Raw genomic sequence first — 13748 nt, 5'->3', positions numbered from 1 at the left:
GGCCGGCGCGGCCGGCGCGGCCGGCACGGCGCGCCGCCGCGCTACGCGAGCGGGTCGGCGGCCCGCCGCTCGCGGAACGCGACCGCGTTCATCCGGTTGCCGCAGCGCACGCTGCAGAACCGCTTCGACGCGTTGCGCGACAGGTCGACGAGCACGCCGTCGCAGTCGTCCGCGGCGCAGACCCGCAGCCGCCCGGTCTCGTCGGTGCGGACGACGTCGACCAGCGCCATCGCGGCCTCGACGAGGATGCGGTCGGCGAGCGGGGCGTCCTGCGGGGTGGCGTGCACGTGCCAGTCGAGGTCGCCGTGCCGCACGAGCCGAGGCACGGCCTGCAGGCGGGCCAGCAGCTCGTTCACCTCGACGACGAGGTCGTCGCGGTCGAGGTCCCAGAGCCCACGGAGGCGCGCGCGGGCCCGCCGCACGGCCTCGAGCTCGGCCTCGTCGCCGTCGAGCCGCCCCGAGAAGCCGAAGCGCGTCATCAGCTCGGTCAGCTGGCCGGTCGTGGCGAGCAGGTCGGCACCGCTGCGGGTCGCGCGCGGGGCCGTGTTGAGGATCGTCGCGTCGAACTCGAGCACGTCTTCTGTGTCAGGGGCGAAAAGCACATTGACTCCTTACTCGGAACCAGTCTACTGTCAGGACCCACAGCCCTTTCGCCCCTGACGAGGCTGTCGACGCGACGACACCGTCGCCCTGACGAGACGAGCTGCCGTGGACCGCCGCCACCTCACCACCGGACTGATCGTCGCGGTCGTGGCCGCCGCCTCCTTCGGGGTGTCCGGGCCCTTCGTCAAGCCGCTGCTCGCCTCCGGCTGGAGCCCCGTCGCCGCCGTGGCGCTGCGCGCCCTGGTCGGCGGCGTGCTGCTCGCGCCGATCGCCCTCGCGGCCCTGCGGCTCGACCTCCGGCCCGTCTGGCGGGCGCGGCGACGGGTGCTCGGCATGGCGGTCGTCGGGGTCGCGGGCACGCAGGTCTTCTACTTCGCGGCGATCCAGCACATCCCCGTGGGCACGGCGATCCTGCTCGAGTACACCGCCCCGCTGCTGCTCGTCGCGGTCGCCTGGGTCGTGTCGCGCCGCCGGCCCGCCGCGCCCGTGCTGGTCGGCTCGGTGGTCGCGGCCGCCGGGCTCGTGCTCGTCGTCTCGCCGAGCGGCGGGGGAGCCCTCGACCCGCTCGGCCTGCTGTTCGGCCTGCTCGCGATGGTCTGCTGCGCCGGCTACTTCGTCATCGCCGCGCAGCCGGCCGGCGACCTGCCGCCGGTGGCGCTCGCCGCGTCGGGGCTGCTCGTGGGCTCTGCTCTGCTGGGCCTGCTCGGGCTCACGGGGCTCGTGCCGTTCACTGCCTCGGCCGACGACGTGGTCGTGCTCGGCAGCACGGTCGCGTGGTGGGTGCCGATGCTCGTCGTCGGCGTCGTCGCCACCGCGGTCGCCTACGCGACGAGCATCACCGCGAGCACGATGCTCGGGTCGCGGCTCGCGTCGTTCGTCGGCCTGCTCGAGGTCGCGGCCGCCGCGGCCTGGGCCTGGGTGCTGCTCGGCGAGGCGCTCACCCCGTGGCAGCTCGTGGGCGGGGCGCTGATCGTCGGGGGCATCGTCGCCGTCCGGTCGGACGCCGGGGCGGCGCCGTCGCCGACGGCTGTCGCGGACCAGGCGGTGCCGACGCCTGTCGTGGAACTGCCGGCGCCGACGGTGGTGGCGGGGCGGCGGCGCCGGTAGGGTCGGGCACCATCGACGGGTCGGCCCTCGCCTCCGGGCAGGGTGCGCGGCAGGGCGCCGGGAGATCCGCGACGAGGGGGTCAGGACCATGGGACGACGTCATCGGGCAGCACTGGCGGTCGCGACCGTCTGCGTCGGCGCCACGCTGGTGAGCGGCCTGCCCGCCACCGCCTCGGGCGGAGCCGTGGGGGGCAGCGGCACGCAGTGGTTCCTGACCGACGGGTGGAGCGGCGCCACGGACCACGCCTTCACGTGGGGCCGCGCCGACGACGCCGTTCACGTCGGCGACTGGGACGGCGACGGCGGCGACACCCTCGCGACCCGCCGCGACGCGACCTTCGCGTACGACGACGTGCTGGGCGGGGGCGGCGCCGTGCGGACCGGCCGCTACGGCACGCCGTCCGACGTCGCCCTCACCGGCGACTGGGACGGCGACGGCGTCGACACCCCTGCCGTCCGCCGCGGGGCGACCTACTACCTCACGAACCGGCCCGAGGGCGGTGCCGCGCAGCGCGTCGTCTCGTACGGCCGGGCCGACGACCTCGTCGTCGTCGGCGACTGGGACGGCGACGGGCGGGACTCCCTCGGCATCCGTCGGGGGACGACCTTCCACCTCGCGAACTCGCTGACGGGAGGCGGCGCCGACGTCTCGTTCAGCTTCGGCAGGGCGACCGACCAGGCCTACGTCGGCGACTGGGACGGCGACGGCGTCGACACGCCCGCCGTCCGGCACGGCTCGACCTACTTCGTCAGCGACTCGCTGCGCGGCGGCGCCGCCGACCGGACCCAGATCTACGGGCGGGCGGGCGACACCGCCCTCGTCGGCGACTGGGACGGCGACGGTCGCGACACGCTCGGGCTCCGACGCGGGGCCGCCCTCCCGGCCGGGGTCGTCTGGGCACAGGAGTTCGACGGGCCCGCCGGCAGCGCGCCCGACCCCGCGACCTGGAACCTCGAGACGGGCGCTGGCGGCTGGGGCAACGCCGAGCTGCAGAACTACACGGCCTCGCGGGCCAACTCGTCGCTCGACGGCGCGGGCGCCCTCGTGATCACGGCGAAGAAGGAGGCGGACGGCTCGTACACCTCCGCGCGCATGACCACGCAGGGCCGGTTCCAGACCCAGTACGGACGCGTCGAGGCGCGCATCGCGATCCCGCGGGGCCAGGGGATCTGGCCGGCGTTCTGGATGCTCGGCGCCGACCTGCCCTCGAAGGGATGGCCGGCCGCGGGCGAGATCGACGTCATGGAGAACATCGGCCGTGAGCCGTCCCTGGTGCACGGCACGGTGCACGGCCCGGGCTACTCCGGCGGCGACGGCATCTCGGGCACGTACGCGCACCCCCGCGGCTTGTCGTTCGCCGACGACTTCCACACCTACGCGGTCGACCGCAAGCCGGGGTCGATCGAGTGGTCGGTCGACGGCCAGGTGTACCACCGGGTCACGCGCGCCGACACCGGCGGAGACCCCTGGGTGTTCGACGCACCGTTCTTCCTGATCCTCAACGTCGCGGTGGGCGGCCAGTGGCCGGGCTACCCGGACGCCAGCACCCGCCTGCCGCAGCAGATGACGGTCGACTACGTGCGGGTCTACAGCAACTAGACGGCGCTGCGGCCGGCGAGCTCGCTCGTCGGCCTGGCCCGGCCCGGCCCGGCCCGGCCCGGCCCGCAGGCCCCGGCCCGCGGGCCTGTCGCCGACCCGTCCGCGCCCTACCGCCTCCCCTCGGCGCGCCGCCAGCCCCCCGTCTCGTCCGCGCCGCCCCAACCCGGGGGACACCCCCGCCCGGCACCCCCCGAAAGCGCGTCGCGGCCGCCCCGCACTGGGGACAGACCCGGCCTTATACGGCTCCCGGCCCGTCGATAGGTTGGGTCGTGCACGGCAGGGGACACCCGCCGGGCCGGGAGACCCGAAGTCCCTGGCCCGACCAGTCCCCACCCGACCCGGACCCCGACGTCCACGCCGTCGCACCGACTCGCTTGCCCGCGAACGACCGCACGACCGAGCACCCCGACGAACCAGCCCTGATCAGAGGGCCGTTCGGCGTGCCCGGAACCCGACCGTGCCTGCCCCGTGCAGGCCCCCGTCCTGCTGGGAGCACCGGATGAACCGCACCGAACGCAACGCCATGGTGGTCGAGAACCTGCCGCTGGTGGGCTACCTCGTCAGCGAGGTGTGCGCCCGTGCCACCCACCTGTCGCGCGACGACCTCGCCAGCGTCGGCGCCGTCGCCCTCGTGCAGGCCGCGGACGCGTTCGACCCCACGCTCGGCATCCCGTTCGGCGCCTACGCCCGCACCCGCATCGTCGGCGCCTTCGCCGACGACATGCGCTCGGGCGACTGGGCCAGCCGCGGCACGCGCAAGCGCATCAAGGAGACGCTGGCCACGCAGGAGGCGCTCACCGCGTCCCTGGGACGCGCCCCCTCGGTCGACGAGATCGCCGGCGCCCTCGGCGTCGACCGGCAGACCGCGTCGAGCGCCCTCGCCGACGCGGCGCGCACCGTCTCGACCCTCGATGACACCGTCGCCGACCACCTCGCGGCCGACGTGCCGATGCCCGGCGACCACCTGCTCGCCAGCGAGCGCAGCCGCTACGTGCGCGCCGCCGTCGACGCCCTGCCCGAGCGCATGCGCCTCATCGTCGAGGCCGTCTACTTCGGCGACCGCACGGTCACCGAGGTCGCCGCCGAGCTCGGCATCACCCACAGCGCGGTGTCGCAGCAGCGCACGGAGGCGGTCCGCCTGCTCAGGGACGCGCTCGCCGCCCACTACGCGGACGACCCCGACGCGGCCTTCGAGCCCGTCTCCAGGACGGCGCCCGCGCGCCGCAGCGCCTACCTCTCGAAGGTCGCGACGAACGCCGCCGTGGGCATCGCCCGCGCCGTGCGCGAGCCCGCCGTCGAGGGCTTCAGCGCCGCCGTCTGACGGCGCCGCCGCCGCGGTCGCGGCGGCACGGAAGAAAACTTCGGCACTCGGCTAACGAGCGCCGGCGACCGGCCGAGAGTAGCCGGTGTCAGCCCACGGACGGGCTGACGAACACCACCCAGTCACGGAAGAGGAAACACCATGGGCATGCAGATCAACACCAACCTCGCGGCGAACAACACCTACCGCAACCTGAACGCCACGCAGAACGACCTGTCGAAGAGCCTCGAGAAGCTCTCGTCGGGCCTCCGCATCAACCGTGCCGCTGACGACGCGGCCGGCCTCTCGATCTCCGAGGGCCTGCGCTCGCAGGTCGGCGGACTGACGGTGGCCGCGCGCAACGCCCAGGACGGCATCTCGGTCGTCCAGACCGCTGAGGGCGGCCTCACCGAGGTCCACTCCATCCTCCAGCGCGTCCGCGACCTGGCCGTCCAGGCCGGCAACGACTCGAACAACGCCGACGCCCGCAAGGCCATCGGCACCGAGGTCACGGCCCTGACCGAGGAGCTCACCCGCATCTCGGCGTCGACCAACTTCAACGGCATCAACCTGCTCGACGCGAGCGCCGGTGCCGACACCGACGGCGTCATGAAGTTCCAGGTCGGCGCGGGCGGAACGGCCGCCGCGGACCAGATCAAGGTCGACCTGTCGAAGGCCGACATCGGTGCCGTCGCCACGACGATCAGCGGACTCGAGTTCGACACGGCCGACAACGCGCAGCTGGCGATCCTCGAGCTCGACAAGCAGATCACGGCCGTCTCGACGGTCCGCTCCGAGCTCGGTGCCGTGCAGAACCGCTTCGAGCACTCCATCGCGTCGACCAACGTCGCGAAGGAGAACCTCACGGCGGCGAACTCGCGCATCCGCGACGTCGACATGGCGGAGGAGATGGTCAAGTACACCCGCTCGAACGTCCTCAGCCAGGCCGGCCAGGCGATGCTCGCGCAGGCGAACCAGAGCACCCAGGGCGTGCTGTCGCTCCTCCGCTAGTCCTCACCGACCGGCGGACGAACGGCTCCCGATCCCAGCGGGAGCCGGACACCACCTGACACTCCGCTCCCTCGGGAGCACGGTTCACGACCGGTGGTCGGGACGCGGCAGCTGATCCTCCGCGCCCCGGCCACCGGTCATCCCGAGCGTCCCCGACGACCTCGCCCGCACCTCCTGCACCGCCGCACCGCCCCACGAACTCCTGCATCCCGCGGTCCCCTCCGCACCTCCCCGCCCGCCCGCCCCCGTCACCCAAGGAGCTCCCGATGGCCTCGTTCGGCATCGACGGCCTCGTCAGCGGGCTCGACACCACCACGCTGATCAACGGCCTGATGGCGGCGGAGGCGGTGCCCCAGACGATCCTGAAGAACAAGGCGACCTCGAACCAGGCGCTCGTCACCGCGCTGCAGGGCCTCAACACCAAGGTCGCCGAGCTCGCGACCCTCGCGACCAAGACCGCGAAGCCGGACTCGCTCGCCGCGTCCACCGCGACGAGCAGCTCGAAGGACGTCACGGCGACCACGAGCGCGACGGCGCTGCCCGGCTCCATCGACTTCAGGGTCGGCTCGACCGCCCAGGCGAAGAGCGGCGTCACCGCCGCGATGACCGCCTGGCCCGAGTCGCCCGCGACGCTCACGTTCACGTCCGCCGCCGGCAAGCAGGTGGAGGTGACCAGCGCCTCCTCGTCGCTCGACGACCTGGTGCGCGCCGTCAACTCGTCCGAGGCCGGCGTCAAGGCCGTCAAGGTGGCCTCGGGCAAGGACGCCGACGGCGCCGTCACGTACCGCCTGCAGCTGACCAGCGCCGCGACCGGAGCCGCCGGCGACTTCACGGTGCACCGCGGCACGGCCGCCGAGGTCGCCGCCGGCACCGCCCCCGACCTGCTCGCGGCGCCCGGTGCGGCCGTCGTCAAGCAGGCGCGCGACGCCTCCGTCACCCTCTGGGCCGGCACCTCGGCCGAGCAGGTCGTGACGAGCTCGACGAACACGTTCGCCGACCTGCTGCCCGGCGTCTCGGTCACCGTCACGGCCGCGGGCCCGGACCCCGTCACGCTCACCGTCGCCCGCGACGGCGCCGCCTCGTCGAAGGTCGCGTCCGACCTCGTCTCGGGGCTGAACGGCATCCTCACCCTGATCGCGTCGAAGACCTCGACGACGACGTCGACCAACGCCTCCGGCGTGACGACCGTCACCTCGGGCACCTTCACCGGCAGCTCGACCACCCGCGACGTCGTGCAGAAGCTCACCACCGCGATGTCGGCGCCCGTCGGCGGCGTCTCGCCGTCGAGCATCGGCATCTCGATCACGAAGACGGGGTCGTTCGAGTTCGACGAGGCGAAGTTCTCGGCGGCGCTCGCGGCAGACCCCGTGAAGGTGCAGGCGACGCTGTCGGAGCTGAGCGGGCGCGTCCAGGCGGCCGCGACCAGCACCTCCGACAAGCGCGACGGCTCGCTGACCAAGATCATCACCGGGCAGCAGTCGGTCGTGAAGGACCTCAACGACCAGATCGCGAACTGGGACGACCGGCTGTCGTCGCGCCGCACCCAGCTCCAGAAGACCTACACCGCCCTCGAGGTCGCCCTCAGCTCGCTCACCGCGCAGCAGAGCTGGCTGACCAGCCAGATCTCGAGCCTGAGCACGAGCAGCTGATGGACGCCACCTCCTTCGCGGCCTTCGCCGCCGCCTCCCGCCCCGCCGCCGCCGAGACGTCGGGCCAGCGCCCGCGCAGCGAGCAGGCCGCCTCGCAGGCCGCGTCGCAGTTCGCCGAGCAGGCGGTGCTCTCGGCCACGCCCGTGCAGCTCGTCACGATGCTCTACGACCGTCTGCTGCTCGACCTGGCCCGCGCCGAGAAGGCGCAGGTCGGCCAGGAGTGGGCCGCGGCGTCCGAGCAGCTGCTGCACGCCCAGGCGATCCTCGCCGAGCTCACGTCGTCGCTGCGCGTCGACGTGTGGGACGGCGGCGAGGGGCTGCTCGCGCTCTACGGCTACACGTCGACGGCGCTCGTCAACGCGAACGTGCACCGCGACGTCGCCCTGACCCGCGAGGTCGCCGGGCTGCTCGAGCCACTGCGTCAGGCGTGGCACGAGGCCGCGACGACGCTGGGCGGCGGGGCGGCCGGCGGGGCCGGCGCACCTGTCGCGGCGCCCGCGTCGGCGCCCGGCGCCGTGCCCGCGTTCGCCGCCTCGGCCTTCCCCGCGCCCGCGTCGCCCACGGCGTCGCAGCCGGGCGTCGGGTCGCCGCTGCCCGTGGGGGCCGCCGCCTTCGGGGCCGCGACCTCCGGCTACGGGGCGACCAACGCCTCCTCGTCCTCGCTCGGGGGCGAGCTCGGTGTCGCCTAGGACGGACCGCACCCACGCCGCCTGGCTCGCCGCCCTCGACGAGCTCGAGGCGATCGCCGGACGCGACCCGCAGGTCGGGGCCGAGCGTGCCGACGGACCGCAGGCCGCCTGGACGCCCCCGGCCGGGCTCGGGCCGCTGCCCGCCGAGCTGGCCGACCGTGCCGCCGCGGTCGCCGGGGCACAGCGCACCGCGCTCGCCCGGCTCGACGCCGCGCGCAAGGCCGTGCTCGCGCACCTCGGGGCCGTCCGCAGCGTCGAGTCGGCGCGCGAGCCGGAGCGGCCCGTCTACCTCGACGCCACCGGCTGACCCGGGGCTCTGCCCGCTCTCCCCTCCGCCGGTTGCGGCGCCGAGTGGTCACGAGGTGCTGCTCGAGCCGTCATGAGCGACCAGGACTGACCACTCGACGCCGCGCGACCGACCGCGGCTCACACGGGCGGCTGCGGGTCGTACTCGATGCCGCGGCGCACCTGCTTCGCGCGCGCCGCACCTCCCAGGCGCATGACGAGGTGCAGCGCCATGTCGATGCCCGCGCTCACCCCGGCCGACGTGACGACGTCGCCGTCGTCCACGAAGCGCTCGTCCTCGCGCACGTCGATGGTCGGGTCGAGGCTGCCGAGCAGCACGGTCGAGCCCCAGTGCGTCGTCGCGGCGCGTCCGGTGAGCAGGCCGGCGGCCGCGAAGACCAAGGAGCCGGTGCACACGCTGGCCATCAACGGCACGCTGTCGGCCTGGTCGCGCACCCAGGCGAGGCGCTCCTCGTCGTCGAGGTGGGCGCGCGTGCCCTTGCCGCCCGGGTAGATCAGCACGTCGAGCGGCGGCAGCTCGTCGATCGTCGTGTCGGGCAGCACGCGCAGGCCCTTCGCGGCGGTGACCGGCCCGGGGGCGTCGCCGAACGTGATCACCCGCCAGCCGTCGCCGGTGTGAGCCTTCGTCCAGTACGAGAGCACCTCCCAGGGGCCGATCGCGTCGAGCTCCTCGTACTGGTCGAACAGGAAGATGCCGATCGTCTTGGTCATGCGCCCAGTCTCGTCGCCCGGGCGACGCCGGGGCCTCGCCGAGGCCTCGCCCGACAGGCGACCGGCTAGGCGTACCGCCCCGGCAGCTCCGTGAACCACCAGGGCGACGGCAGCTCCACGGGCGGCGGCTCCAGGAGGGCGATCCACGCCCCCACCGGCCACAGGAGGAGCGGCGCCACGACGAACACGACGACGAGCGCGGCGATCAGCCCGAGCACGACGAGCCCCGCCGTGCCCCCGAGCGAGCGGCCCAGCACGTGACGCACCCGGTCGGAGTCGTCCACGTCGCCGTCGACGGTGACCGGCTCGGCCCCGTCGGGCGTGCCGAAGAGGCGGCGGGCCTCGTCGAGCCCGTCGGGCCACGCGTCGTCGTCGCTCACGGCCCCAGTGTCGCACCGCGCCCCGCCACACACGCGAGATCGAGTTGCCCCGGACGGTCACGTCCCCGGCCTCGACACGACCATCCGGGGCAACTCGCCGCTCTGACGCACCCGCGCACACCGCGCACCCACGCACCGCGCGTGCCCACGCACCGCCACGCGCCCCCACTCCGGGGGCGCGCCCTTACGCGCCCCCGCCCCGCGCCGATAGAGCGCCCTGAGCACGGATCGCTCGACCCCTCGGCCACGGATCGGCCCCCACCCCCCACGAGACCCCTCTGGACAGGCACATGCCGATCGAATCCGTGACCCAGGCCGCGCTGCAGAGCGCCCTCGACGGCCTCTCGCTGCGCCAGAAGACCATCGCCGCGAACATCTCGAACGTGAACACGCCCGGCTACCAGGCCAAGCGCGTGCAGTTCGAGGAGGCGCTCGGCCGGTCGGTCGCACAGGGCGGCGGGGTCCCCGGGGCAGGCCAGGTGCAGGCCACGACGCAGCGCTCGCTCGAGCCGACCCGGCTCGACGGCAACAACGTCAACCTCGACACCGAGACGCTCTCGAACATCGACACGGTGCTGCGGTACCAGTTCGCCACGCAGGCGATGAACGGCGAGCTCACCAGCGTCCGCGCCGCGTACAGGACCAACTCGTGACCGCCTTCGACGCGATCGGCATCGCGAGCACCGGCCTCACCGTGCACCGCAAGTGGCTCGACGCCGTCTCCGACAACATCGCCAACGTCAACACGGTCAAGAGCATGGACGACACCGCGTTCCAGGCCCGCTACGTCGAGGTGCAGGAGGGCGCCGGCACCAGCGGCGCCTTCGTCAAGGCCGACCGCTACGGCAGCGAGGCCGGCCGTGTCACCTACCTGCCCGACCACCCGCTCGCCGACGCCGAGGGATACGTGCGCATGCCCGACATCGACCTGGGAGCCCAGATGGCCGACCTGATCATGGCCCAGCGCGGCTACCAGGCGAACGCCGCCGTGGTCGACCGTGCCAAGACCGCCTACGAGGCCGCCCTCCAGATCGGTCGCGGCTGATGCCGGTCGCAGGGATCCCCGCCGTCGGGGCCGTCGCGCAGTCCGGGTACGCCGACGTGTCGTCGCTCCTGCAGGCCGGCGCTGCCGGGAACGCAGGAGGCGCCTCCTCGGCGACCGGGACGACCAGCGTCGCCAGCGCCTCCGGTGCCGCCTTCGGGTCGAGCATGGTCGGCGCCGTCGAGGGCCTGCAGCAGCTGCAGAGCCAGTCGAAGACCCTGGCCGTCAAGGCCGTCACCGGCGACCTCACCGACATCCACGACGCGACCATCGCGGCCACGCGTGCCCAGGTGACGCTCGAGCTCGTCGCCGCCGTCCGCAACAAGGGCGTCGACGCCTTCACCGAGATCATGAGGATGCAGGCCTGATGCCCACCGCAGTGCAGAACACGCTCGACCGGATGCGGGCGACCCTCGGCGGCTTCTCGCTCGCCCAGAAGACCATCGCGGTGATCCTCGTCGCGGCGCTCGTGCTCGGCACGGTCGCCCTCGTCAGCTGGTTGACGAAGCCGAACTACACCCCGCTGTTCAGCGGCATCGACCCCGTCGACGCCAGCGCGATCGTCGAGCAGCTGCAGGCCGACGGCGTCCCGTACGAGCTGACGGCGGGCGGCGGCACGATCCTCGTGCCCGAGGAGCACGTCTACCAGGAGCGCCTCACCGCGGCCGCGGCCGGCCTGCCGTCGACCAGCGGCCAGGGCGGCTACTCGCTGCTCGACACGATGGGCGTCACCTCGTCCGAGTTCCAGCAGGACGTCACCTACAAGCGCGCCATCGAGGGCGAGCTCGCCAAGACGATCTCGGCCATGGACGGCGTCAAGACCGCCAGCGTGCAGCTCGCCATCCCCGAGGAGAGCGTCTTCGTCGCCGAGCAGGAGGACCCGACCGCGTCGGTGTTCGTCGAGACGAAGGGGGGCGCGACCCTCACCGGCAAGCAGGTGCAGGCGATCGTCAACCTGACCAGCGCCTCCGTCGAGGGCATGGCGACGACCGACGTCGCCGTGACCGACTCGACCGGGGCCGTGCTCTCGCAGGTCGGCACCGGGGCCGTCGGCGGCGCCGGCGACCAGGTCAGCGACTACGAGTCGAAGGTGCAGACCGCCGTGCAGACGATGCTCGACAAGGTCGTCGGCCCCGGCAAGTCGTCGGTGGTCGTCGCCGCCGACCTCGAGCAGAGCTCGGGCACGAAGGTCACCGAGTCGTTCACGCAGCCCGAGACCGGGCCGATCGCCCTCAACGAGTCCAGCACGACCGAGCAGTACGGCGCGGGCTCCGGGGGAGCCGACGGCACCGGCGCGACCGGCGTGCTCGGCCCCGACAACATCGCCGTGCCGAACGGCACCGGCACCGGCACCGACGCGGCCGGCACCGCCGCCGGCGACGACGGCTACGTCAACGAGTCGGCCACCAAGAACAACGCGGTCGACAAGGTCACCGAGACCATGAGCGTGCCCGCAGGAGGCGTCAGCCGGCAGACCGTGTCGGTCGCCCTGGACGCCGGTGCGGCAGCCGGCGTCAACCTGCAGTCGATCAACGACCTCGTGCGCACCGCGGCCGGGATCGACGCCGCCCGGGGCGACGCCGTCGAGGTGGCCCTCGTCGACTTCGACACCCAGGGCGCCGAGGCCGCGAAGGCGGCGCTCGCCGCGGCGGACGCGGCCGCCGCCTCCGAGGCGATGTGGGGAACCATCCGCACCGTCGGGATCGTCGCGCTCATCGTGATCGCGCTGATCGTCGGCCTGATCGTCTTCGCGAAGAAGAACCGCCGCCACGACCGCGAGGACGTCGACCTCGGCGAGCTCACGGCCGGCAACCCCGCCCAGACCTGGGACGCGACCATGCGGCTCGACCTCGACGACGCGGGTGCCGCCTCCCGCGGTCAGCTCCTCGCCGACGAGGCCGTCACCGTGGCCCTGCCGGTCGCGGCGCCCGAGCCCTCGCCCGAGTACGTGTCGGCCGAGCGCCGCCGTGCCGAGATCGACGCCCTCGCCGAGCGCGACCCGGAGAAGACCGCCGAGCTGCTGCGCGGCCTGATGGACGAGCGGGTGCAGTCGTGAGCGCGACCGCCGCCGACCTCGCCCCCACCCAGGTCATCGGCCTGCCGGCGGCGCGGCCCGCGCTGACGGGGCCGCAGAAGGTGGCGGTCATCCTCATGCAGATGGACCAGGCCCGTGCCGCGGTCGTCATGAAGCAGTTCAGCGAGGAGGAGGCCGAGGAGATCACGGCCGAGATCGTCAAGCTGCGCCGCGTCGACCCCTCGGTGGCCGAGTCGGCGGTCGCCGAGTTCCACGAGCTGACGCGCTCGGGCCGCTACCAGCGGCGCGGCGGGCACGACGTCGCCGTGGGCCTGCTCGAGGCCTCCTTCGGCTCGGAGCGAGCGGCGGGCCTCATGGAGCGCCTCGCCTCGAACGCGATGGGCAAGAGCTTCGAGTTCCTCGACGAGGCCGACCCCGGCCAGGTCATCACCCTGCTCGACGGCGAGCTGCCGCAGACCATCGCCCTCGTGCTCGCGCACCTGCGCCCGCAGCAGGCGTCCGCCGTGCTCGCCGGGCTCGACGTCGCGGCCCGCACCGACGTCGCCCAGGCGATCGCCACGATGGGCACCGCCACGCCCGAGGCCGTCGGCATCGTCGCGACCACCCTCAAGATCAGGGCGGGCGCCGTCGTCGCGCCGCGGGAGCAGGTCGAGGTCGTCGGGGGCATCCAGCCCCTCGTCGAGATCATCAACCGCAGCGACAGCGCCACCGAACGCGCCCTGCTCGACGGCCTCGACGAGCGCGACCCCGAGCTCGCCGAGGAGGTCCGCTCGCGCATGCTCACCTTCGAGGACATCGTCAAGCTCGAGTCGCGCGACATCCAGCAGGTGCTGCGCGGCATCGACGCCGCGGTGCTCGCGACGGCGATGAAGGGGGCGCTCGCCGCCGTCACGGAGGTGATCCGGGGCAACGTGTCGGAGCGCAACCGCGAGCTGCTCGACGACGAGCTGCAGTCGATGGGCCCGGTCCGCAAGTCGCAGGTCGAGGAGGCGCGGGCCGAGGTCGTGCGCGCCATCCGGGAGCTCGAGGCCCAGGGCGCCATCACGGTGCACCGCGCCGACGAGGACGCCCTCGTCGAGTAGGCCGCCGCGCCGCGCCGTGCCGTGCCGTGCTGCGCGGTGCCGCGCATCCGCCGCCGCCGCGATTGCCGACCGCGGCACGCGCAACAGGTGCTTTTCCGGTTGCTCTGCGGCCTTGGAAGCCCGCCCTGTCGGGTTCTGCAGCGTCCCTCGTCCGGCCGACCCGCGCCTCCTCGGGGATGCTCGGCGGATGCCGACCGGCCGGGTCGTAACACCGCTTTTTCCCACCATTGCGG

15 protein-coding genes are annotated in these 13748 nt (G+C 73.8%); 12 read left to right on the top strand and 3 right to left on the bottom strand.

All coding sequences use genetic code 11. The features are described from left to right. Nucleotides 1-41 precede the first annotated feature (41 nt). Nucleotides 42-602 carry a CGNR zinc finger domain-containing protein gene (locus FHR78_RS09440; protein WP_166760244.1) on the bottom strand — a complete coding sequence of 187 codons (561 nt, stop codon included), beginning with the start codon at nucleotides 600-602 and terminating at the stop codon, nucleotides 42-44. A 106-nt stretch (nucleotides 603-708) separates the two neighbouring features. On the opposite strand from FHR78_RS09440, the gene FHR78_RS09435 reads away from it, so the two are divergent. From FHR78_RS09435 to FHR78_RS09405, 7 genes are all read left to right on the top strand, one after another. After that, complete coding sequence (locus FHR78_RS09435) at nucleotides 709-1710, top strand: EamA family transporter (protein WP_166760243.1); 1002 nt, start codon at nucleotides 709-711, stop codon at nucleotides 1708-1710. An 88-nt stretch (nucleotides 1711-1798) separates the two neighbouring features. Beyond that, entirely contained in the window at nucleotides 1799-3310 is a 1512-nt protein-coding gene (locus tag FHR78_RS14870; RefSeq protein ID WP_208393048.1) for a glycoside hydrolase family 16 protein, read from the top strand. Between the two features lie 499 nt (nucleotides 3311-3809). Then, on the top strand, nucleotides 3810-4631 hold the full coding sequence (locus tag FHR78_RS09425) for a sigma-70 family RNA polymerase sigma factor (RefSeq protein ID WP_166760242.1): 822 nt from the start codon (nucleotides 3810-3812) through the stop codon (nucleotides 4629-4631). 141 nt (nucleotides 4632-4772) lie between these two features. Beyond that, nucleotides 4773-5621, top strand: a complete 849-nt coding sequence (locus FHR78_RS09420; RefSeq protein WP_243862274.1) for a flagellin — start codon at nucleotides 4773-4775, stop codon at nucleotides 5619-5621. A gap of 266 nt (nucleotides 5622-5887) precedes the next feature. Further along, nucleotides 5888-7270: a flagellar filament capping protein FliD gene (gene fliD / locus FHR78_RS09415; protein WP_166760241.1), complete on the top strand. Its 1383-nt coding sequence runs from the start codon at nucleotides 5888-5890 to the stop codon at nucleotides 7268-7270. Continuing rightward, nucleotides 7270-7959 carry a flagellar export chaperone FliS gene (gene fliS, locus FHR78_RS09410; RefSeq protein ID WP_166760240.1) on the top strand — a complete coding sequence of 230 codons (690 nt, stop codon included), beginning with the start codon at nucleotides 7270-7272 and terminating at the stop codon, nucleotides 7957-7959. Before fliD ends, fliS begins: the two co-directional genes overlap by 1 nt. Continuing rightward, entirely contained in the window at nucleotides 7949-8266 is a 318-nt protein-coding gene (locus tag FHR78_RS09405) for a hypothetical protein (RefSeq protein WP_166760239.1), read from the top strand. Before fliS ends, FHR78_RS09405 begins: the two co-directional genes overlap by 11 nt. Before the next feature lie 119 nt (nucleotides 8267-8385). Here the strand turns inward: FHR78_RS09405 and FHR78_RS09400 are convergent, their stop codons facing one another. Next, a complete protein-coding gene (locus tag FHR78_RS09400; RefSeq protein ID WP_166760238.1) occupies nucleotides 8386-8976 on the bottom strand; it encodes a DJ-1/PfpI family protein in 591 nt (196 codons plus the stop codon). A 65-nt stretch (nucleotides 8977-9041) separates the two neighbouring features. Then, nucleotides 9042-9356 carry a hypothetical protein gene (locus FHR78_RS09395; RefSeq protein WP_166760237.1) on the bottom strand — a complete coding sequence of 105 codons (315 nt, stop codon included), beginning with the start codon at nucleotides 9354-9356 and terminating at the stop codon, nucleotides 9042-9044. Between the two features lie 290 nt (nucleotides 9357-9646). On the opposite strand from FHR78_RS09395, the gene FHR78_RS09390 reads away from it, so the two are divergent. Genes FHR78_RS09390 through fliG form a run of 5 tightly spaced genes read left to right on the top strand, consistent with a single transcriptional unit; the run spans nucleotide 9647 to nucleotide 13515 of the window. Continuing rightward, nucleotides 9647-10009, top strand: a complete 363-nt coding sequence (locus FHR78_RS09390) for a flagellar basal body rod protein FlgB (RefSeq protein WP_166760236.1) — start codon at nucleotides 9647-9649, stop codon at nucleotides 10007-10009. Beyond that, entirely contained in the window at nucleotides 10006-10401 is a 396-nt protein-coding gene (locus FHR78_RS09385; protein WP_166760235.1) for a flagellar basal body rod C-terminal domain-containing protein, read from the top strand. The genes FHR78_RS09390 and FHR78_RS09385 overlap by 4 nt, the downstream gene beginning before the upstream one ends. Further along, nucleotides 10401-10766, top strand: a complete 366-nt coding sequence (fliE, locus tag FHR78_RS09380) for a flagellar hook-basal body complex protein FliE (protein WP_166760234.1) — start codon at nucleotides 10401-10403, stop codon at nucleotides 10764-10766. Before FHR78_RS09385 ends, fliE begins: the two co-directional genes overlap by 1 nt. Then, on the top strand, nucleotides 10766-12454 hold the full coding sequence (fliF, locus tag FHR78_RS09375; RefSeq protein ID WP_166760233.1) for a flagellar basal-body MS-ring/collar protein FliF: 1689 nt from the start codon (nucleotides 10766-10768) through the stop codon (nucleotides 12452-12454). Before fliE ends, fliF begins: the two co-directional genes overlap by 1 nt. Before the next feature lie 41 nt (nucleotides 12455-12495). After that, the gene (fliG, locus tag FHR78_RS09370; protein ID WP_208393138.1) at nucleotides 12496-13515 is read left to right on the top strand and encodes a flagellar motor switch protein FliG; all 1020 of its coding nucleotides are present in this window, start codon (nucleotides 12496-12498) and stop codon (nucleotides 13513-13515) included. Nucleotides 13516-13748: the final 233 nt, after the last annotated feature.

This window comes from Frigoribacterium faeni, from assembly GCF_011761235.1.
GTDB lineage: Bacteria > Actinomycetota > Actinomycetes > Actinomycetales > Microbacteriaceae > Frigoribacterium > Frigoribacterium faeni_A.
This window is presented reverse-complemented; position numbering and strand designations above follow the sequence as displayed.